The sequence below is a fragment of the Paraburkholderia nodosa DSM 21604 genome, from assembly GCF_000519185.1.
Taxonomy (GTDB): Bacteria; Pseudomonadota; Gammaproteobacteria; order Burkholderiales; family Burkholderiaceae; genus Paraburkholderia; species Paraburkholderia nodosa.
Genome location: NZ_JAFA01000010.1, coordinates 181,175 through 200,366 on the forward strand (window position 1 = coordinate 181,175; position 19,192 = coordinate 200,366).

Annotated in this window: 16 protein-coding genes; 3 read left to right on the top strand and 13 right to left on the bottom strand. The window is 63.6% G+C overall.

Features of this window, described 5'->3' with window-relative positions; all coding sequences use genetic code 11:
* Window positions 1-7 precede the first annotated feature (7 nt).
* Genes A3CW_RS0117180 through rbsK form a run of 3 tightly spaced genes read right to left on the bottom strand, consistent with a single transcriptional unit; the run spans window position 8 to window position 2,830 of the window.
* Window positions 8-1,522: a sugar ABC transporter ATP-binding protein gene (locus A3CW_RS0117180; protein ID WP_028204669.1), complete on the bottom strand. Its 1,515-nt coding sequence runs from the start codon at window positions 1,520-1,522 to the stop codon at window positions 8-10.
* Between the two features lie 10 nt (window positions 1,523-1,532).
* Window positions 1,533-1,931: a D-ribose pyranase gene (gene rbsD, locus A3CW_RS0117185; protein WP_028204670.1), complete on the bottom strand. Its 399-nt coding sequence runs from the start codon at window positions 1,929-1,931 to the stop codon at window positions 1,533-1,535.
* 8 nt (window positions 1,932-1,939) lie between these two features.
* Window positions 1,940-2,830 (bottom strand): ribokinase, encoded by an 891-nt coding sequence (gene rbsK, locus A3CW_RS0117190; protein WP_028204671.1) that lies wholly within the window; start codon window positions 2,828-2,830, stop codon window positions 1,940-1,942.
* 238 nt (window positions 2,831-3,068) lie between these two features.
* Here rbsK and A3CW_RS0117195 point away from each other — a divergent pair, with 238 nt between their 5' ends.
* Window positions 3,069-3,989 carry a 3-hydroxyacyl-CoA dehydrogenase family protein gene (locus A3CW_RS0117195; RefSeq protein WP_028204672.1) on the top strand — a complete coding sequence of 307 codons (921 nt, stop codon included), beginning with the start codon at window positions 3,069-3,071 and terminating at the stop codon, window positions 3,987-3,989.
* A 19-nt stretch (window positions 3,990-4,008) separates the two neighbouring features.
* Here A3CW_RS0117195 and A3CW_RS0117200 read toward each other — a convergent pair whose 3' ends face one another.
* A complete protein-coding gene (locus A3CW_RS0117200) occupies window positions 4,009-5,466 on the bottom strand; it encodes a sigma-54 interaction domain-containing protein (protein ID WP_028204673.1) in 1,458 nt (485 codons plus the stop codon).
* 357 nt (window positions 5,467-5,823) lie between these two features.
* Here A3CW_RS0117200 and A3CW_RS0117205 point away from each other — a divergent pair, with 357 nt between their 5' ends.
* The gene (locus A3CW_RS0117205; protein ID WP_028204674.1) at window positions 5,824-7,224 is read left to right on the top strand and encodes a GntP family permease; all 1,401 of its coding nucleotides are present in this window, start codon (window positions 5,824-5,826) and stop codon (window positions 7,222-7,224) included.
* Window positions 7,225-7,248: 24 nt separating this feature from the next.
* Window positions 7,249-8,040, top strand: coding sequence for a 3-hydroxybutyrate dehydrogenase (locus tag A3CW_RS0117210; protein ID WP_028204675.1), 792 nt, complete (start codon window positions 7,249-7,251; stop codon window positions 8,038-8,040).
* Between the two features lie 34 nt (window positions 8,041-8,074).
* On the opposite strand, the gene A3CW_RS50200 is transcribed toward A3CW_RS0117210, so the two are convergent.
* The 9 genes from A3CW_RS50200 to A3CW_RS0117255 all read right to left on the bottom strand — a co-directional run bounded on the left by A3CW_RS50200 (window position 8,075) and on the right by A3CW_RS0117255 (window position 19,067).
* Window positions 8,075-8,854 carry a hypothetical protein gene (locus A3CW_RS50200; RefSeq protein WP_051481530.1) on the bottom strand — a complete coding sequence of 260 codons (780 nt, stop codon included), beginning with the start codon at window positions 8,852-8,854 and terminating at the stop codon, window positions 8,075-8,077.
* Between the two features lie 187 nt (window positions 8,855-9,041).
* Complete coding sequence (locus A3CW_RS0117220; protein WP_028204676.1) at window positions 9,042-12,002, bottom strand: bifunctional diguanylate cyclase/phosphodiesterase; 2,961 nt, start codon at window positions 12,000-12,002, stop codon at window positions 9,042-9,044.
* The gene (locus tag A3CW_RS0117225; RefSeq protein WP_035513228.1) at window positions 11,999-13,243 is read right to left on the bottom strand and encodes an ABC transporter substrate-binding protein; all 1,245 of its coding nucleotides are present in this window, start codon (window positions 13,241-13,243) and stop codon (window positions 11,999-12,001) included. Before A3CW_RS0117225 ends, A3CW_RS0117220 begins: the two co-directional genes overlap by 4 nt.
* Before the next feature lie 349 nt (window positions 13,244-13,592).
* Window positions 13,593-14,828: an MFS transporter gene (locus tag A3CW_RS0117230; protein ID WP_028204678.1), complete on the bottom strand. Its 1,236-nt coding sequence runs from the start codon at window positions 14,826-14,828 to the stop codon at window positions 13,593-13,595.
* A 481-nt stretch (window positions 14,829-15,309) separates the two neighbouring features.
* Entirely contained in the window at window positions 15,310-16,461 is a 1,152-nt protein-coding gene (locus A3CW_RS0117235) for a GGDEF domain-containing protein (protein ID WP_028204679.1), read from the bottom strand.
* Window positions 16,462-16,672: 211 nt separating this feature from the next.
* Complete coding sequence (locus A3CW_RS51020; protein ID WP_028204680.1) at window positions 16,673-17,011, bottom strand: type II toxin-antitoxin system RelE/ParE family toxin; 339 nt, start codon at window positions 17,009-17,011, stop codon at window positions 16,673-16,675.
* On the bottom strand, window positions 17,011-17,295 hold the full coding sequence (locus A3CW_RS0117245) for a type II toxin-antitoxin system Phd/YefM family antitoxin (RefSeq protein ID WP_028204681.1): 285 nt from the start codon (window positions 17,293-17,295) through the stop codon (window positions 17,011-17,013). The genes A3CW_RS51020 and A3CW_RS0117245 overlap by 1 nt, the downstream gene beginning before the upstream one ends.
* Before the next feature lie 83 nt (window positions 17,296-17,378).
* Window positions 17,379-18,263 carry a sigma-70 family RNA polymerase sigma factor gene (locus A3CW_RS0117250; protein WP_028204682.1) on the bottom strand — a complete coding sequence of 295 codons (885 nt, stop codon included), beginning with the start codon at window positions 18,261-18,263 and terminating at the stop codon, window positions 17,379-17,381.
* Between the two features lie 27 nt (window positions 18,264-18,290).
* Window positions 18,291-19,067, bottom strand: a complete 777-nt coding sequence (locus tag A3CW_RS0117255) for an SDR family NAD(P)-dependent oxidoreductase (RefSeq protein WP_028204683.1) — start codon at window positions 19,065-19,067, stop codon at window positions 18,291-18,293.
* Window positions 19,068-19,192 lie beyond the last annotated feature (125 nt).

The following is a 19,192-nucleotide window of genomic DNA, read 5'->3' on the forward strand; positions in this document are numbered from 1 at the left end:
CCTTCGCTCAGGCCGCCACAGTTTGCGCAGCAGTCGCCGGGCCGTGGCCGCCGGCTGCGGCCGTCATGATCAGTTCCTGGGTGGCCGTGGCCGCTTCGAAGATGCCGTTCTGGCGTCCCTGATGCATGACGAGAATGCGGTCGCTCATGGCCAGCACTTCGGGCAGCTCGGACGACACCATCACGATGGCGACGCCCTGCTCCGCGAGCTGATTGATGATCGTGTAGATCTCGGCCTTGCCGCCCACGTCCACGCCGCGCGTGGGCTCGTCGAGCAGCAGCACCTTCGGCGGCTGCGCCAGCCACTTCGCAAACACGACCTTCTGCTGGTTGCCGCCCGAGAGGGCCTTGACGTCCAGTTCGGCGTCGCGCGTGCGCACGCGCAACTGCTTGATGAGACCGTCGACGGCGCTGCGCTCCGCGCGCTCGTTGACGAAGCCGAGGGTGGCGTACCGGTCCAGATGCACGAGCGTCGCGTTTTCGCGCACCGACATGCCGAGCACCAGCCCCTGCCGCTTGCGGTCTTCCGTGACGAAGCCAATGCCCGCCGCAATCGCGCCAGACGCGTCGCGCACGTCGAGCGGCTTGCCGTCGAGCGTGACCGTGCCCGCGCTCTTGCGGTTCGCGCCGAACAGCGTGCGCAGAATCTCGCTGCGGCCAGCGCCCATGAGTCCGGCGATCCCGAGTACCTCGCCCGCGCGCACGTCGAACGTAATGCCTTCGATATGGCCGTCATCCGCGAGACCGGCCACGCTCATGCGCACGTCGCCAGGCGCATGGCTGCGCTTCGGGAAACGCTCGCCAATCTCGCGGCCCACCATCAGGCGCACGACCTCGTCGAAACCGGTCTCGCGAATCGCGCGCTCACCGACGAAATGGCCGTCGCGCAGTACGCTGATCTTGTCGCACACACGGAAGATCTCTTCCATGCGGTGCGAAACGTAGACGATCGCCACGCCGCTCGCCTTGAGCGATTGCATGATCTCGAAGAGCGTTTCGATCTCGCGGTTCGTGAGCGCGGCGGTCGGCTCGTCCATTACGAGGACTTGCGCGTTCAGCGACAGAGCCTTGGCGATTTCCACGAGTTGCTGCTGACCGATGGAGAGCAGCCCCGCTTCGGTCTGCGGATCGATACGCTGCGCGCCGACCTTGTCGAGCCACTTGCGCGCCTCCTTGCGCATCGTCGCGACATCGACCATGCCGAAGCGGCTCGGCTCGCGGCCAAGGAAGAGATTCTCCATCACCGTCAACTGCGGGATGAGGTTCAATTCCTGATGAATGATGGCGATGCCCGCGCGTTCGGCCTCGACGGTGCTGCGGATCTGCACCGCGCGCCCATCGACGAGGATCTCGCCTGCATCGGCCTGATATACGCCGCTCAGGATCTTCATGAGCGTCGATTTGCCAGCGCCGTTCTCGCCCATCAGCGCGTGGATCTCGCCCGCCTCGATGCGGAAATCGACGCCTTCGAGCACCCGAACCGGACCGAACGCCTTGCCGATCCCCTGCATCATCACTTGCATCCTGGACCTCTCAGAAGATCACGCCCGAATGCAAAATCACATTCGCATAGGGGCTGCATTCGCCGGTGCGGATCACCGCCTTCGCCTCGCGGCAGCGGCGCTTGAATTCTTCGTGCGGCACGCTTTCCACGGCGATGTGCGCGGCGGCCATCTCGCGGCTGCGCGCCACCACGGCCGCGTTGTGCGTCTGCGCCTCGCTCGCGAACACCGCGCGCTCGGCCTTGAAGTCGGCGAGCACGCTGTCGAGCACGGCGAAGAAGTCCGGCACGCCCACCGCGAGCGAAACGTCGATGCATTCCACGCCGTCGGGAACCGGCAGCCCGCAGTCGGCGATCACGAGGCTGTCCGTGTGGCCCATGCGGGCCAGCACGCGTGCGATGTCGCGATTCAGATGTCCGTGTTTTTTCACTGCGAATCTCAGGCTTGCGTGTTCAAGAAGGCTTCGAGCTCGGCGAGCGGGGGCATGCCGCCCTGCGCACCGGCGCGCGTCACCGAAAGCGCGCCCGCCGCATTCGCGCGCCGCACGGCCTCGCCAATGCCGAGATGCCAGAACGCCGCGAGCGCGCCGTTGAAGGTGTCGCCGGCGCCGGTCGTATCGACGGCTTCGACGGTGAACCCCGGCTGATGCACGAGCGCGCCATCGGCGTCGGCGTAGTACGCGCCGTCTTTACCGTGGGTCATGGCGATGCGCATGGGCGAGCGCGCGATGACCTCGGCCCACGCGCCTTCCGGCGTTTGCAGCGCGGTGGCGAGTTCGTGCTCGTTGGGCGTCAGCAGCGTGGTCAGTTCGAGCAGTTCGCCGCTCAGTTCGACTGCGGGCGCGGGATTGAGAAAGAATGGCTTGCCGTGTTCGCGGGCGCGCCGCGCGGCGTGCAGCACCGTTGCGTAGGGCACTTCGAGTTGGGCGAGCACGACGTCGGCCTGGGCGATCGCGGCGCTTGCACGGTCGATGTCTTCGGGCGAAAGCTCGTGGTTCGCGCCAGGCACGACGATGATCGCGTTATCGCCGCCCGAGAGCGTGATCGACGCGATGCCGGTCGCTTCGCGACCCGTGCTCACATGCGCGATATCGACGCCTTCGCGCGCCAGCGTCGCCTTCATTTCGCCGCCGAACGCATCGGCGCCGACGCAGCCGATCATCGTCACCTCGGCGCCAAGACGCGCCGCGGCGACCGCCTGGTTCGCGCCCTTGCCGCCCGGATGGGTCGAAAAATGCGTGCCGAACAGCGTCTCGCCGAGCCGGGGAAACGTGTCGGTCGTGACAACCATGTCCATGTTGATGCTGCCCACCACCACTACGCGCGCCATTGCACTCCCTTTCCGCGGTTTCCCGCGCCTGCGGTTTTTGCCTTGCTAAAACGTAATCAGCTTGGGAGCGCAGTTATACCAGAGTCCTCACGCAGGTGAAATAGACCCAGGGTATAACCGGATACGCAGAACAATATGTCCCCGATTCTTGACGGCCAGCCGAAGCGGGGCGACGCCGTGCCATGCGAAGCGCTATGCTGTCGAACCCCAATCAGGAACAGCAAGGAGATCAAGAAGCATGAACAGAACGGTGACGGTGGCGGGCGTGATCGGCACGGGATTGATGGGCGTCGGCATCGCGACGCAATGTGCGCTGCACGGGCTGCGCACGATCGTCCATGACGTCGATCCCACCCGGCTCGAGAGTGTGTCCGTGAAGGCCCAGGCCGTGCTAGACGAACTGATCGACGCGGGCCGCATCGACGCGGCAACGGGCGCGGCCGCGCTTGCGCGTATCGAAACGAGCGCGATGCTCGAAGCCATGGCCGAAGCCCAGTTCGTCTTCGAGGCCGTGCCGGAAGTGCTCGATCTCAAGCACCGGCTCTATGCGCAACTTGGCGCGCTGCTGGCCCCCGACGCGATTCTCGCGAGCAACACGAGCGGCTTCGAGCCGGATCTGCTAGCCGGGCCGCTGGCCGCACCCGAGCGCTTCGTGATCGCGCATTTCTGGAATCCGCCGCACATGATCCCGCTCGTCGAAGTCGTGCCGGGGCGCGCGACCACGCCCGACGTCACCGCGCGAACCGAGACGCTCATGCGCGCGATCGGCATGGAGCCCGTGGTACTCGCCAAGGCGATCCCCGGCTTCGTCGGCAACCGGCTGCAATTCGCGGTGCTGCGCGAGGCGCTCAATATCGTGCGTTCGGGCGCGGCGAGCCCCGAGGTGGTGGATCGCGTGATGAAGGCGTCGCTCGGCCGCCGGTGGGGCATCGTCGGCCCGTTCGAGAGCGCGGACATGGGCGGCCTCGACACCTTCGTCGACATTTCCTCGCATCTCATGCCCGAACTCGCGAAGGACGAAGAGGTGATCGATTTGTTGCGCGCGCAAGTACAAGCGGGCCGCGTGGGTGTGCGCAGCGGCGCGGGCTTTTACGACTGGGACGAAGCGCATGTGGCGCGCGTGAAGGCCGCGCGCAAAAAGCTCATAGCGGGCGGGTGATTGCGCGGGACTCACGGCATCAAACGTCGATACCGAGGGCGACGATGCGCCGGTACAGCGTCGCGCGCGCCATGCCGATCTGTGCGGCGGCTTTCGTCACCTGGCCGCCCGCCGCGCGTAACGCTTCGGTCAGGAAGCGGCGTTCGTAATCGCGCATCGCTTCGTCGTACTGCTGATACTGCTGCACGCCAGTGTCGTCCTGCGTATCGTGCTGATCGCCCCGCACCTCGTCCAGGCGCTGCCCGCGCCCATCGCCAATGAAGCGCGCGAGCGAGCGCGCATCGATGCGCTCGCTATCCGACAGCAGCACCGCGCGCTCGAGCGTATTACGCAACTCGCGCACGTTGCCCGGCCAGCCATACGCACACAGCACGGCAAGCGCATCGTTGTCGAGTTCGAGATGCCCCGCACCGCTCTGCACCGCGAGCTTGTCGAGAATCGAATACGCCATCGCCTCGATGTCCGCCAGGCGTTCGCGCAGCGGCGGCACGCGAATCATCAGCACGTTGAGCCGATAGTAGAGGTCCGCGCGAAACCGGCCCTGCGCCACGAGCGCGGGCAGATCCGCCGAGGTCGCCGCAATGATGCGCACATCGGTGCGCACGATGCGATTCGAGCCGAGCGGCTCGAACTCCTGCTCCTGCAAAACGCGCAGCAATTTGCCCTGCAGCGCGAGCGGCATGTCGCCAATCTCGTCGAGAAAGAGCGTGCCGCCCTGGGCCAGCTCGAACTTGCCGATGCGCCCCTTGCGCTCCGCGCCCGTGTACGCGCCCGCCTCCGCGCCGAAGAACTCCAGTTCCAGCAGCGTGTCGGGAATCGCCGCGACGTTCACCGTCACGAGCGGGCCATCCGCGCGTCCGGACGCGCCGTGTATGGCGTGCGCAAGCAGTTCCTTCCCCGTGCCCGTTTCGCCCAGCAACAGCAACGGCGACGCGAGACGCGCGGCCCGGCGCGCCTGGCGCTTCACTTCGAGGCTTGCAGCGCTCGTGCCGATCAGGCTCGAAAAGCTGTACTTCGCGCGGCGCACCTGCGCGAGCGACTGGCGCGTGCTGATCAGTTCGGCTCGCAGCCGCGCGTACTGGCTGAAGAGCGGCGACAGTCCCTTGAGTTCGTTGAACAGCACGAAGCCGACGGCGCCGATCGTTTCGCCGTTGTCGTCCTTGATCGGCAAACGCGTGACGACGATCGGATCGCGATCGGTCTCGAGAATGTCGAGCAGGATCGGCTCGCCCCCCGTCACGACGTCGCGCATCATGCTGTTCGGAATGACGGCCTCGCAATCGAGACCGATCACGGCCGTGGGGTCGTCAAAGCCGAAGCGCGCCGCGTAGTGCTGGTTGATCCAGACCACGCGCGCGTTGCGATCGACGATCACGGTGCCTTCGCTGAACTTGTCGAGCGATTGAAAGAGCGATTGCATCGCCAGCTTGCGCACGTGGTCGTAGTCGGCCAGCAGCGCGGTCGTTTCGATTTCCATTCGGTGCTTTTCTCGGGGCGTGGTCTTGACGTAGTCCGGCACGGCCAGCGGATTCTCATTTTCGGGACGCATTATCTCAGAAATGAGATTGCGCCACGTCCCCTGAGATTTCCCGGCTTTGCGCGCGGGGTTGCAAGCGGCGGCGCGCTTTCTTCGCCTAAACCGTCTCAGTTTTGAGACTTGCTGCCGCCGCAACCATCCCGGCGCACCCTCGTGCCCCATGCCGCCCGTATGCGCGCCGCTTCGCACAAGGCTCTCCGGCCGCTGGCACATATCGTGCTCTATTGCGCGGTCGCGCCGGCTTCGGCGCGCGCGAACAACAAACAGACCTGCACGAATAAACCAACTGGAGACAAGATGTCCTTTGTGATTGTGATCGCCGCTTTGGCGTTCCTGATGTTCGTGGCCTACCGCGGCTACAGCGTCATTCTCTTTGCGCCCATCGCCGCACTGGGCGCCGTGCTGCTGATCGATCCCTCCGCCGTCGCCCCCGTGTTTTCCGGCATCTTCATGGAAAAGATGGTCGGCTTCGTCAAGCTCTACTTCCCCGTCTTCCTGCTCGGCGCGGTGTTCGGTAAGGTCATCGAACTATCCGGCTTCTCCGAGGCGATCGTGGCCGCCGCGATCCGCTACATTGGCCGCTCGCGCGCCAACGCTGTGATCGTCGCGGTGTGCGCGCTGCTCACCTACGGCGGCGTCTCGCTCTTCGTCGTGGTGTTCGCGGTGTATCCGTTCGCCGCCGAGCTCTATCGCCAGAGCAACATTCCCAAGCGCCTCATGCCCGGTGCGATCGCGCTCGGCGCATTCACGTTCACGATGGATTCGCTGCCTGGTACGCCGCAGATCCAGAACATCATTCCCACCACGTTCTTCAAGACCACCGCGTGGGCCGCGCCCTGGCTCGGCGTGATCGGCTCGATCTTCATCATCGTGGTCGGTCTCACGTACCTCGAATGGCGCCGCCGCAGCGCCATGGCGAAGGGCGAAGGCTATGGCACGTCGCTCGTGAACGAACCGGAGCGCGTCGATACCGGCAACCTGCCGCATCCGGCGCTGGCCATCGCGCCGCTCGTGCTCGTTGGCGTCGCCAACTTCCTGCTCACGAAGTGGATTCCGCAGTGGTACGGCGAAAGCTTCACCGTCGCGCCCGACGTGCTGCCCGGCATGCATGCGCCCGTGACGGTGGCCGTGAAAAGCGTCGTCGCCATCTGGGCCGTGCAGGGCGCACTGCTGCTCGGCATTCTGCTCGTCATCGTGACGGCGTTCGGCCGTGTGAAGGAACGCTTCGCGACCGGCACGAAGACCGCAGTGAGCGGCGCGCTGCTCGCCACGCTCAATACGGCATCCGAGTACGGCTTCGGCGGCGTGATCTCGGCGCTGCCCGGCTTCCTCGTGGTCGGCAATGCGCTAAAGGCCATTCCGAATCCGCTCGTGAATGCGGCCGTTTCGGTTTCTGCGCTCGCGGGTATCACGGGTTCCGCGTCGGGCGGCATGAGCATCGCGCTCGCCGCCATGTCGGACACCTTCATCAAGACCGCGCAGACCATGCACATTCCGATGGAAGTGCTGCACCGCGTGGTGGCGATGGCGAGCGGCGGCATGGATACGCTGCCGCACAACGGCGCGGTCATCACGCTGCTCGCGGTCACGGGCCTCACGCACCGCGAGTCGTATCGCGACATTTTCGCGGTGACCATCATCAAAACGCTCGCGGTCTTCTTCGTCATCGCCGTGTTCTATCTGACCGGTATCGTCTAACCGGCAACTCCACCAGGCCCACCCATGCATCTCCCCAACACGCTCTCCCTCGCCGGAAAAACCGCCGTCGTGACCGGTTCGACCAGCGGCATCGGCCTCGGCATCGCGACGGCGCTGGCTCGCGCAGGCGCCAACATCGTCCTGAACGGTTTCGGCGATCCTGCGGCCGCGCTCGCGCAAATCGAAGCGGCCGGCGTGCGCGCCGTGCATCACAACGCGGACATGAGCCGTCCTGCCGAAATCGAAGCCCTCGTGGCTTTCGCGGCAAGCACGTTCGGCGGGCTCGATATTCTGGTCAACAACGCGGGCATTCAGTATGTCGAAACGATCGAAAACTTTCCGGTGGAGCGCTGGGATCAGATCATCGCGATCAATCTGAGCGCGACGTTTCATGCGACGCGCGCGGCGCTTCCCATCATGCGCGCAGCAGGTTGGGGACGCGTGATCAATATCGCTTCGGTACACGGGCTCGTGGGCTCGGTCGGCAAGTCGGCCTATGTCGCGGCCAAGCATGGCGTGATCGGGCTCACCAAGGTCGCCGCACTGGAAACCGCGCGCAGCGGCGTGACCGTCAATGCGATCTGTCCGGGCTGGGTGCTCACGCCGCTCGTGCAGAAGCAGATCGACGACCTGGCCCATCGCGAGGCCATTTCCGTCGAAGACGCTACGCTGAAACTGCTCGGCGAAAAGCAACCGTCGGCAAGCTTTGCGACGGTCGAGCAAATCGGCGGCGTGGCGGCGTTCCTGTGCTCGGAGGCGGCGAACGAGATGCGCGGCGCCGAGCTCAAGGTGGACGGAGGCTGGCTCGCGCAGTAAAAGCGGCGGCGGCGCGCGAGCGACTTACAGCACGTCAATCGCGCGCCATGCGCCGCAGCGTCATGGCGTGCAGCCGGTGGCTGAGCCCTTTGAAGACACTGCTTTCGTGCGGGTCGCCGAAGTGGAACAGCACCGTGCACCGAACGCTGGAAGGCGCGCAGGCCTGATTCGCATGCAGCGAGCGCAAGCCCCAAATGAAGTAAAGATTACCCGGCTGCAACGTCACGACTTTCGCAGAAAGCCATTTCTGCACACGCGGTGAGCGCCAGATCCTCGCGAGCAGCTTTTCCACTATCGCCTTCTCGACGATATTGACGATCGCAAAGCGCCGCGCATTGCGTAGATTCGGAAACATCACGAGATGGCCGGCCAGTTCGCCCGGGTCATTGGGAATCAGGATCGGCAGCAGGATCGATATGGCGTACGAGTCGTAGTGGAAATTGTTCGAGTGACGGATGCCCTGTTTTCCCGATAGCACGCGCATCACCGGCAGAATCCGGTCGCTCGGCGGCGGCGTCCCCATCTTGCGCACATACAGCTGACGCAATAACGCATGCAGCCCCGCGTCTTCGAAAAGCGGGGCGAGACAGGTGCCCGTTATCCATTGCGCCCCGCTAAAGCCAAAGTATCGGGCGCCCTGCTGCCCCACCAGCTCGGCAACCCCGCTGCGCAGCTTCGCGAGCATTGCGGCTGGCACGATGTCATCGAGCACGCCCACTCCGTCGTCGTCCATCGACTGAGCGAGCGCCTGCGCACTCTGCACGTCTATCCGCGCGATTTCATCGAGCGGCCGTTCATCGTCCAGCACGTTCATTGCGGTCCCTCGCGCAGCCCGATCGGCGAATTCAGGCACACGGTCAATGCAGACCGTAAATTGAGGGAAAAAGCTTTCGTGTTCCGTACGTCTTCGTACAGAACGCCCGAACGCGTCGATTTATATGCTGGCTGATTATTTCGGGTCGTTCCGCAGTGAGTCGATGCGATGCCGCCGCATCGATTCGTTAGCGATCGCTTCGCTCCTGCTCGCCCGCCGCGCCTTCTGCGATCAACGGCCAGACCACCTGTTCGAACTGCTCGGGCTCGATCGGCCTGGAGTACAAATAGCCCTGCGCGAAATCACAGCCCATCGACTTGAGAAAATCCCGTTGTTCGACGGTTTCCACGCCTTCGGCGATGACCTGGATTCCCAGCTTGTGCGCAAGCACCACCATCGCCTCGCAGAGCACCTGATTGTTTTCGTCCACGCTCAGGTTCTGGACAAACGAGCGATCGATTTTCAGGTAGTCGATGTCGAAGCGTTTGAGATAGGCCAGCGAGGAATAGCCGGTGCCGAAGTCGTCGATCGAAATGCCAATGCCCGCAAGACGGAAATCGAGCAGCCTCTCATCGATATTCGATTCGGCCTGTAGCAGCAGCCCCTCGGTGATTTCCACCACCACGCTTTGCCCCGGCATGCCCTCGCGATCGAGATAGTCGTGCCACCGCACGCCGACCGTGCTGTCCTGGCGGACCTGCACCGGCGACATGTTCACACTGATCTGGAACGACGCATCGTATTGCTCGCGCCATACGCGCGCTTGTTGCACGGCTTGCCTGAACACCCAGTCGCCGATGGGAATGATCAGGCCCGTATCTTCGGCCAGCGGAATGAATTCCAGCGGACTGATCATGCCGCGCTCGGGATGCAGCCAGCGTAACAGGGCTTCCGCTTTGCAGACCCGGCCCGTTGCGAGGTCGACAACCGGCTGATAAAGCAGCCGAAGCTGATTGCGCGGCAGCGCCGAACGCAGGTCGCTGGTCAGGCGCAAGCGCGTTTCCGCCTCCAGCTGCATGTCGGGCGTGAAGTAACTGAAGCGGTTGCGTCCGGCATTCTTGGCCGCGTACATGGCCTGGTCGGCGTTCTTGAACAACGCGTCGAGTTCAAGCGTGTCGTCGGGGAAAACGGTGACGCCGATACTCGCCGAAATGTAGACCTCGTCCGCGCCGAGTTTGAACGGTTCAGTCAGTCTGCGATTGATATTGCGTACGGTCTGCTCGACCGCTTCCATATCTTCGAGATCGGGCAAGATCACCGTGAACTCGTCGCCGCCCAGTCGCGCGACGGTATCCAGATTTCGCACGCACGCGCTGATGCGGCGCCCGGCCTCGATCAGCAGCACGTCGCCGCGGTCGTGCCCCAGCGAGTCGTTGACCTCCTTGAAGCGATCGAGGTCGATCAACATCAGGGCCACGCGCCTTTGCGAACGGCACGCGAGCGCGGCCTCCTCGGTAAGACGATCGTGGAATAACTGCCGGTTCGGCAAACCCGTCAGCGCATCGAAATTGGCCTGCTTCCAGATGGTCGCCTCGAACGCCATCCGGTCGGAGAGGTCGCGACCGACTGCCAGCACCGAAGTGACATGGCCGGAGCGATCGATCTCAGGCGTGATGCGAATGTGAGTACATTGCTCCTGCCCGTCCTTTCCCGCCCACCGCAATTCGAACTGCGCGCTTTTTCCCGTCGCGATGACTTCGCCGATCTTCCTTTCGTAGACCAGCGCATTGGCCCCGCCGGGAAGCTCCGAAGGCCGCTTGCCGAGGACAGTGGCGAGATCGCATCCCGCCGACGTGCAAAAGGCCGGATTGGCGAAGGTGCGGCGCAGCTCGCGGTCATATCGCGTGATCGTATCGGGCGAATTCTCGATCAGCGTGCGCGACTCCCGTTCGCGGGCGACGAGTTCCGCCGTTCGGTCGACGACAGTCTGTTCGAGCGACGCATTGATTTCGTTGATCTTGTGGATCTTCTGCCTGATCGCCGTGCGCATGCGCTCAAAACGCTGCGCCAGGCGCGCCAGTTCGTCTGGTCCGCCAAGCGGGCCTTCCCCGTCCTTGCCATCGTCCTCGACGGCGCCGGCATCCTCGCCGGTGTCGTGCATGCGGCGCACCAGATCCTGGAGCGGCGCCGAAATGCTGTACGAAATAAAGTAGGCAAGAAAAATGGAAAGCAGAAACCCGGAGATGCCGACCACCACGATCTGGTTGCGTACGGCCTGTGCCTCTGCGGTGAGATTCTGTTCAGCGATCGTGCTGACCACGAACCAGCTCGTGCCGGGAATGCGCGCGTAAGCGGCAAGATAATGGCCGCCGCGCCTGGCTGCGAAATTGACGAACCGGCTCGACTCGCCCGACACGCGGTGGCGCGCGATATCCTCGATCAGGCCGGGCTCGGGCGCGGCGCCCGGGTTGGGCGACGACGCATGATTCGGGACTACGATGATCTTGTTGTCGCTCGCATCGAATACGAAAATTTCCGTTCCGCTGCCCGTCGCGACGTCGTTGAAAATCGTCGAGAAGTATTCCGGGCGAACGACCAGAACCAGACTGCCGATCTTCGCGTTGTCGCTCTTGTTATAGATGGCGCGCACCATCCCCAGGTTCTGCTGGCCGACGCCGTCGTCGTAGCTGCCCCAGTAGGTGCGTTCATGCGACTCTTCGGCAATGCCGACGAGCGCCGTCACACCCGAAGTCAACTGCGCAAATGCCTGCGTATCCAGAATGCGGTCTTTCTGGTCGAGCAAATATTTCTGGTTGATGAAATCGACCGATCCATAATGCTCGAGCAGCAAACGCGTCATGTCCTCGCGCGCCTCGCTCTGCTCCCTGGCGCTGCCGCTCGCCGCTCTCGACAACGCGCCCTGGACCCGGTCCGAAAGTACGAGAAGATTACTTTCCGCTTCGATCTGATGCATGCGCAGCTCGACATTTCTCGAAACCTGCCTTACCACTTCTTTCGAAAATATCTCCGCATTTTCCTTGATCGCCGCAACCGACTTTACATAGGAAATGCAGCCCGAAATGATAATGGGCAACAGCGCCAACAGAATGAATGCGGCAATCAGTCGATAGCGAATCTCGACGCGTCGAAGCAAATCCTGGCAGAGGTAGTCGAAAGCGCGTCGCAGCAGTGCGGAGATTGCATTCATTTGTAGTGCATCTTCGCTTCAGTCTTGACCGAGATGTCCAGGCGCTGCGCAGCCTGCCTGGGTGTAATTTTCCTGAGCAGCACATCCTGCATCAATTTATGCACCAGCTCAATCGTGTTGGAAGGAAGCGACGAATAATAGGGGCTTGCCGTGACCGGATAACGGCTGACCGCGTTCGTGTAATCGACGATCTCCACGTCGCTCACCACGGTGCCCATGCCTTGCTGAAAAGGCGAAATGTTGTGGCGTTTCCTCTGAAGAATCGGGAATCCCTTGCCGGCGATGAATTCCAGAAAACGCATGGCCGCGGCCTTGTTGGGCGTTTCGCAAACGGCGAAGCCCGTTTCGCTGCCGAGCACCGGCACGACGCGTTCGCCGCGCGCGTTCCATGGCGGCACGAACACGCCCACCGAGAAATCGTTTCCACGCAGCATGAGCCCGGCGGCCCAGCTGCCCTGGAACGCCATTGCCACCTTGCCTTCCTTGAAAAGGCGAATGCCCTCGTCGTAGCCCGTCGTCATGAACGACGGCTGCGCGTAACCGCGCTCGGGTATCAACGCGATCCTGGCGAAGATCTCGGCCACCTCCGGCGTGTCGAGGTTCAGCGTGCCGTCCGCCATTTTTTCTTTCCAGTGAGGCTCGCGCGCGACCACATTGTTGGCAAAGCCCGAAGCGAATGGCCCGTTGCCGAGCATGTTCGGAAAGCCGCCGCTCCACATCACCGGAATCATGCCCGCCTGCTTGAGCCTGGCGCACACCGCCAGAAACTCATCGAAATTCGTCGGCAGCGTGTCGATGCCGGCCTTGGCGAACATGGCGCGGTTGTAATAGATCATCGTCGTCGCCACGCCGCCCGAAACGCCGAAGCCCTTGCCGTCGCGACTGGTCCAGTCGGCCTTGAGCGGATCCAGCATGTTCTTCCATGCGGCGCTCTGGCGGACATCGGCGAGCACGCCCTGGTCGGCCAGCTCGGCGGCATAGGCGTTCGGATTGATGCTGACGAGGTCCGGCAGCGTGCCCGCCGCCACGCGCGGCTTGATGTTCCCCTCGACCGAGTTGCCGACCATGAACTGCACGTTCACGTGCACGTCAGGATTGAGCTTGTCGAACTCGGCGGCGATCTGGAGCATCTCCTCCGGCCAGTCCGGCGCCCAGATCAGCGCGGTGATGGTGGTCCGTACCGGCGCGGCCTTGCTGCTCTGGGCGCCGTTCTGCTGATCGCAACCCAGGAGCAAGAGCATGCCGATCAGACCAGACAGCAGCCAGGCAAACTTGATTCCGTGCACGTAACGCTCGCTTTCAGTTCGGGAATGGCGGACCCTGCGGAACGCAGGGGAACCACATTGCATATCGGCCGAAACCGGGCGTCACTTGAGGGGGTTACGCGTGAGCGTGGCAGGCGTAAATCGGCGAGCCTTGGGGGCGAACGATCATGCCCGTTCGCAAACGTTGGCGCGGCGCGATGCGCTAACGTGGTGCAATGACATCAGGTCCCTTTGCGCTGACCCAGAACACGCGTACGCGTTTCGTGCATCACGGGGCGGCGAGGTCGATGGCTCGCCGCCTTGCGTCGCTTTCGTAGCAATCGTTTCAATCGAGCGACGGGCTGCATTCGCATTCGAGCGCCGCGACCCGCGCCGGCCGCTCCATTGCCGCCAGCCGCTGCAACGTCACGAGTCCGAACACCGCGAGCGCGCAGCCGAGCACCAGATCGGCACGTATGCCCGCACGGTCCACGATCGTGCCGCCCACCAACGAGCCAAGCGCAATCGCCACCTGGATCACGCTCACGAACATCGCCGAGCCCGCTTCGGCGAGATCGGCCGTACCGCGCTGAATCCACACGGAGAAGCACAGCGGAATCGCGCCGAACGCCACGCCCCACATCAGCATCGCCGCGATCTCGCCAATTCGCACGTGGTCGAGCAGAATCATCGCCGAGAGCGCGCACAACAGCAGCGCCGTCATCGTCGCCACGGCAAACTTCAGGCGCGTGGCCACGACCGCCGAAGTCAGCGCGTTCGAGAAAAAGCCGATCACGCCGAATGCGAGCAGCAGCAGCGTGATCGCGCTCATCGAGAAGTCCTGCTGAAGCAGCGGGGCAATGAACGTGTACGTCGAGAAATGCGCGCCGAACACGAGCGCCACCATCAGCATGCTCAGGCGCACATGCGGGCGGCGCAGCAGCGTGGCGAAATCGGCGAGACGCAATGCGGCGACGGAAGGAAGCGACGGCACCAGCAACGCCTGCGCAACGAGCGCGAGCGCGACGAGGCCGCCCGTCACGAAGAACGACATGCGCCACGACGCGAAACCGGCGATAAAGGTGCCGAGCGGCACGCCGATCACCGTCGCGAAGGTCACGCCGGTCAGGATAATGGCCGTTGCGCGCGCGGCGTCGCTCGTATGCACGAGGCGGCCCGCCGCCGCGGTTGCGAGGGTCCAGAAGCCGCCGAGCGCCGCGCCGAGCATCGCGCGGCCAACCAGCATGAGCGCGAAATTCGTCGCAAGCGCGGAGACGATATTCGACGCGAGCAGCATGGCCGTAAGCAGGAGAAATACCTGCCGCCGGTCCATGCGGCCGGCAAACATCATCAGGCCCGGCGCGAAGATCGCCGCCATCACGCCCGGCGTGGTCACCATGAGGCCGGCCGTGCCCGGCGTCACGCCGAGGTCGCGGGCGATCTCGGTGAGCAAACCGACCGGCAGGAATTCAGACGTCACGAACGCGAATGCGCTGATCGCCACGGCAAAGACAGACAACCACTGGCGCAGTGTCGTCTCTTCGAGCCGCGCGGGCGCGAGATTGGGAGAACGGTCGTTCATGTTTCTATGACTGTTTTGTGTGTGGCGAATAATAAAAGCCATTGTTCGGCAATTTCGCACCAAAAAATGCGGAAAATCGCCGTTTAAATGGCCAATCGGGAATGACGTTTAAATTAACATCAAATAAAGAATTGCGTGCGGCCCTGCGATTAGCGGGGTCGATAAAAGGGTTATGAATGGAATGTGACGTGGCCTGCCGCGCGCCGCGCCGACGGGGCAGAGATTATGTCATTTCAGCGCCGGAAAAATAAACGTTATTTTCCGGGGACAAATGAGGCATCGAATCGATGCTTATGCCTGTCGCTGGATAGCAGGTTGAGGGCGCCGGGAAAGCGCCCGGTGAGGCATTGCCGGAAACCGGTCTTTTAAGTCAGGCTCGGCGCTTGCAGGCGCCCGGGTTCAGAACCGCGTCTGCACGCCCACGCGGGCGATGAACTGGTTAGGACCACTCGACGTACCATCGGGGTCGAGCGCGCCGATCTCAAGACGCGGGCCGTTCGACCGCCGCGACGGGTTCGCCCGGCGCCTTCTCGCGCTTGACGGCATACATCGCGAGATCGGCGCGGCGCAAGACTTGATCGACGTCCAGGTCGTCCGCCGCCACCGTCGTGAAGCCCACGCTCGCCCCAACGCTCACCAGCAGCCCCGGCGCAAGCTCGAACGGCCGCTCGATCGCTTCGGTCACGAAGCTGGCCCAATCGCGCGGCGCCCTGTCCACCTGAGAATCGACGATGACGAATTCGTCGCCGCCCATGCGGGCGACCCACGCGCCCGCGCTGGCGAGCATGCGCAGACGGCTCGCGACCTGCACGAGCAGCATGTCGCCGGCCTTGTGGCCATGCGCGTCGTTGACGAGCTTGAAGCCGTCGAGGTCGACGAAGAACACCGTCATGCCCGCCTTGAGGGGCGAGGCGCTCGCGGGTCCGGCTGCGCTGAACAGGCCATCGCGGTTCAGCAGTCCCGTGAGGGCGTCATGGCGCGCGCGATGGCTGTTTTCCCGTTCGGCCTTCATCGTCGAGATGAGCATGGCGTTCAGGTGGCGCGCGGCGGCGCTCATGGCGAACAGATAGAAGGGAATTTGCAGGAGCGTGAGCAGGAGCACTGGCTCGCCGCCCAGCAGCGCGCCAATGCAGCACGGGCCGAGCGAGAGGCAGATCATGACCGCCACCAGTCGCGGCGCCGCGAAATTGCGGAAGCAGATCCCGCCCACCATGGCGGCGGCGGAGAGAAAGGCGAGCGTAGCGGATACCCAGTCCCCGCTCATGGCGCTGACGAGCGCGCCATAGCCGACCGTCGCGCCCCACAGCGGCGCCAGGAGAATATAAAAGTCGGTGGGCGTGCTCTTGCCCTCCCTCGCGCGGCGGCGCGACAGGGTGAGCGTGGCGAGGCGCACCACGCAGACGAGAATTTCGGCGATGAGCCAGAACTTGAACGGCAGCGTGCCGTGCCGGCGGGCGAGCACCCACGCCACGGCCACGGTATTGGATACGCCGCCGAAGAAGATCGGCAAGGTTCCGAACAAGGTGCCGACAAGGGCGACACGGATTTCGTGCGGCGTGTCCTGACCGGGTTCGGTCAACCAACGGGCCAGCTTGCCGCGCGGCAAAGAGTAGATTTCGTTGCGGGAGCTCACATGCGTCACCGTCGGTCGTACCGCGCGCAAGACGGTTTCGCGTCTCGCGCCCTGAAAAGTGCGGGTCGTACGGCCGTGCGAAAGCAACGGGCGCCGCCTCCCTACTGCGATAACGGCGGGCTCTAAGGAAAACTTTAGGCAGGCGACGGGTGGAGAGTCATTGGTTGCGCTAGCAACCAATCGAAGATATTGGGCGTGCGCCCTATGCGATTCACATCAAGCGAAGCACGATTCTTTGGAGGAGCGCTTGCAGGTCGCGTCGCGTGTCGATCACGAGGTGAATAAAAACGGTGTCGTCCCGAACCTGATAGATGATCCGGTTCTTGCCCGCAAGTACCTGTCGAAAAGTGTCGCCGACAAAGCCTTCGAGTTCGGCAGGCAAGTGGCCGCTCTCCGGAACCTGGCGGATCTGCGCAATGGTGTCCTGGAGTTGAACCGACGTCTGACGCCAGGTCTCCCATCCCAATGCGCGGACGATATAGCTTCTCAGCTCATCGATGCCGATCCGCGCGGTCGGCAGGACGCGGTACTTCAACAGCGGCGCCTGCATTAGCGAAGCTTTTCCTGGCGGTCGAGCTCGTTGAGTTCTGCAAAGAATTCGTCGCCATCTACGTGGTCCGCACGCTCGATCTGTTTTTGGCCGATGGCCAGGATCTTCAGCAATGCGAGCGTCTGTTGAGTCGATTCATAGGTTCGCACGTCTTGAACAACGAGCTTCGCTTCGCCGTTCTGCGTGATGATGAGCGGCTCCCCTGAGTCGGTCAGATCCTTGACGATTTGCGCGGCTTCGCTCTTGAGGTAGCTGATTGGCTTCACGTGATCTGCGAGGTGCATGGGGTGCTCCCGTAGCAAGTCAAACAGGACTAAATTTAGACTATTATCGGTCCGATTGCACGCACTGCTTTTTAGGGGCTGGGTTAAACGGTTCGCAACGCCGCGCCATCCAGCACATAACGCGCAAAAAGAAAGTCCCGAATGCCGCTGACCGCATCGCCGGCGAAATCGAGCGCGACGAAATACGCCGGGCCGCCAGCCGGATCGTGGCGGTCGAACACCACAATGACGGGCCGCCCATCCACACATGCCGCTTCGAAGCGCCACTGTTCGGCGAGTGCGTACCGGTGCAGGTATTCGCCCACCTTGTCCCGGCCTTTCACGCGCAGACGGTTCACGAGGTCGAGTTGCACGTCGTCCGCCAGCATCGATCGCAGCGTGTCGAAGTCGCGCGCGTTGAAGCACGCCACATACCGTTCGAGCCGGCTGCGCTCCGCTTCGGCGAGCGCCGGCCCCGCCGGTGGCTCCGGCTGCGCGCCCAGTTCCCGCAGACGGGCACGCCCTCGCTGCAGCGCCGACTTCGCAGCGGGAAGGCTCGTCTCCATCACCTCGCCGACCTCCTCCAGCGAATACCCGAGCACATCCTTGAGGATCACCGCGCAACGCTGGGGCGGCGCAAGATGCATGAACGTATGCAAACTCGCCGCCGCGATCTCGCGATCCTGCTCCACGTCGCCCGGCGCCGCAATTGCCTCGTCGATCTCCGGCAGTCGAGCCGCGCCATGGCGCGCGTGCCGGCGCAGGAAATCCATCGCCGCGTTATGCGCGATGCGGAAAAGCCAGGCCTCCACATTGGTAATCGCGCCGGCGCTGGAACGCGCTTCGTAAGCGTTGAGCAGCGTGTCCTGCACCACGTCCTCGCCGTCGATGACCGAACCCGTCATCCTCGCGCAGTAGCGGTGCAGCCTCGGCCGCAAGGTGCCAAGCAGACTTTCGAAGGCTTCGAGGTTCGTCGGCATGCCCGGCATGAAAGCGCTCCTCGTGGTTGGTGGCGGCTAAACGTCCAGCGGCGCGATCGGGGTATCGCGCCGGAACCCGTAGGCTACGCCATCGGCGTAGCGCGGATCGGTCAGGAGCGTGGCAACGTCCTCGCCATATTGTTCCGGCTGAAGCGGCGCGCCGTAGCGCGCCAGATGCGCTTCGACCGTCGTGCCCTCCCGTTCGGCATAGGCCGCAGCAACCGCGCGCCCGAGGCCCGTTACGCCCACGAGTTGAAGCGGCAACAGGACCTGGAAATGCAGGCCGAGGTCGCGTGTGCGCGCAACGCTATTCGCGTTGTGCGCCATCAGCCAGATCATGCGCTTGGCGCCCATGTAGCCGCCCGAAAGGCGCATCCCCTCGGGGCGGATGGCCGGCAACGAAAGCACCAGCGCCGCGCCGCTCGAAGCGAGCAGCACGCGGCCGCCTTTGGGCATCGGCGCCTTCAATGCGGCCTGGATACCGTGAAGCGTGGCTTTGACGTCGTTGTTCCAGACGATGGAGAAGCTTTCGAAGGTCTGTTCTTCGATCGACCCCATCCAGAGCGTCGCCCCGGCATTGAGGACGAGCACCCTGGGGCGCAAGTCCGCGACGAGGCGGTCCATTAACGCCGCGTCCGTCGCGTCTCCCTGTACGGCTTTCGCGCCCAACTGCTCGACAGCAGCAAGGCCCTCGCTATCTCGCGCCAGAACGGTCACGTTCGCTTGCCTGCGAAGGAACGCCTCCACCATGGCAAGCCCCAATCCCCGGCTGCCCCCGGTAATCAGCACCGTTTGATCCTGAATCGTCTCCATCCTGCCCTCCTGTCTGGTCGAAGCCGGCACCCTCTGCGACCGGCATGCTAAAGACGGATGGGGAGGTGAAAACGGATCGGTGCGCTCAAAAAATTTTTCGGGTCCGGGAAACGATCGATATCGGG

Excerpts from the sequence above, each read along its gene's own strand:
- A3CW_RS0117245 (WP_028204681.1), bottom strand. The coding sequence starts at position 17,295 with ATGCACCTCGCAGATCACGTGAAGCCAATCAGCTACCTCAAGAGCGAA.
- A3CW_RS0117230 (WP_028204678.1), bottom strand. The coding sequence starts at position 14,828 with ATGAACGACCGTTCTCCCAATCTCGCGCCCGCGCGGCTCGAAGAGACG.
- A3CW_RS0117225 (WP_035513228.1), bottom strand. The coding sequence starts at position 13,243 with ATGCTCTTGCTCCTGGGTTGCGATCAGCAGAACGGCGCCCAGAGCAGC.
- A3CW_RS0117205 (WP_028204674.1), top strand. The coding sequence starts at position 5,824 with ATGTCCTTTGTGATTGTGATCGCCGCTTTGGCGTTCCTGATGTTCGTG.
- A3CW_RS0117210 (WP_028204675.1), top strand. The coding sequence starts at position 7,249 with ATGCATCTCCCCAACACGCTCTCCCTCGCCGGAAAAACCGCCGTCGTG.
- A3CW_RS0117255 (WP_028204683.1), bottom strand. The coding sequence starts at position 19,067 with ATGGAGACGATTCAGGATCAAACGGTGCTGATTACCGGGGGCAGCCGG.
- A3CW_RS50200 (WP_051481530.1), bottom strand. The coding sequence starts at position 8,854 with ATGAACGTGCTGGACGATGAACGGCCGCTCGATGAAATCGCGCGGATA.
- A3CW_RS0117200 (WP_028204673.1), bottom strand. The coding sequence starts at position 5,466 with ATGGAAATCGAAACGACCGCGCTGCTGGCCGACTACGACCACGTGCGC.
- A3CW_RS0117180 (WP_028204669.1), bottom strand. The coding sequence starts at position 1,522 with ATGCAAGTGATGATGCAGGGGATCGGCAAGGCGTTCGGTCCGGTTCGG.
- A3CW_RS0117220 (WP_028204676.1), bottom strand. The coding sequence starts at position 12,002 with ATGAATGCAATCTCCGCACTGCTGCGACGCGCTTTCGACTACCTCTGC.
- A3CW_RS51020 (WP_028204680.1), bottom strand. The coding sequence starts at position 17,011 with ATGCAGGCGCCGCTGTTGAAGTACCGCGTCCTGCCGACCGCGCGGATC.
- rbsK (WP_028204671.1), bottom strand. The coding sequence starts at position 2,830 with ATGGCGCGCGTAGTGGTGGTGGGCAGCATCAACATGGACATGGTTGTC.
- A3CW_RS0117250 (WP_028204682.1), bottom strand. The coding sequence starts at position 18,263 with ATGCCGGGCATGCCGACGAACCTCGAAGCCTTCGAAAGTCTGCTTGGC.
- A3CW_RS0117195 (WP_028204672.1), top strand. The coding sequence starts at position 3,069 with ATGAACAGAACGGTGACGGTGGCGGGCGTGATCGGCACGGGATTGATG.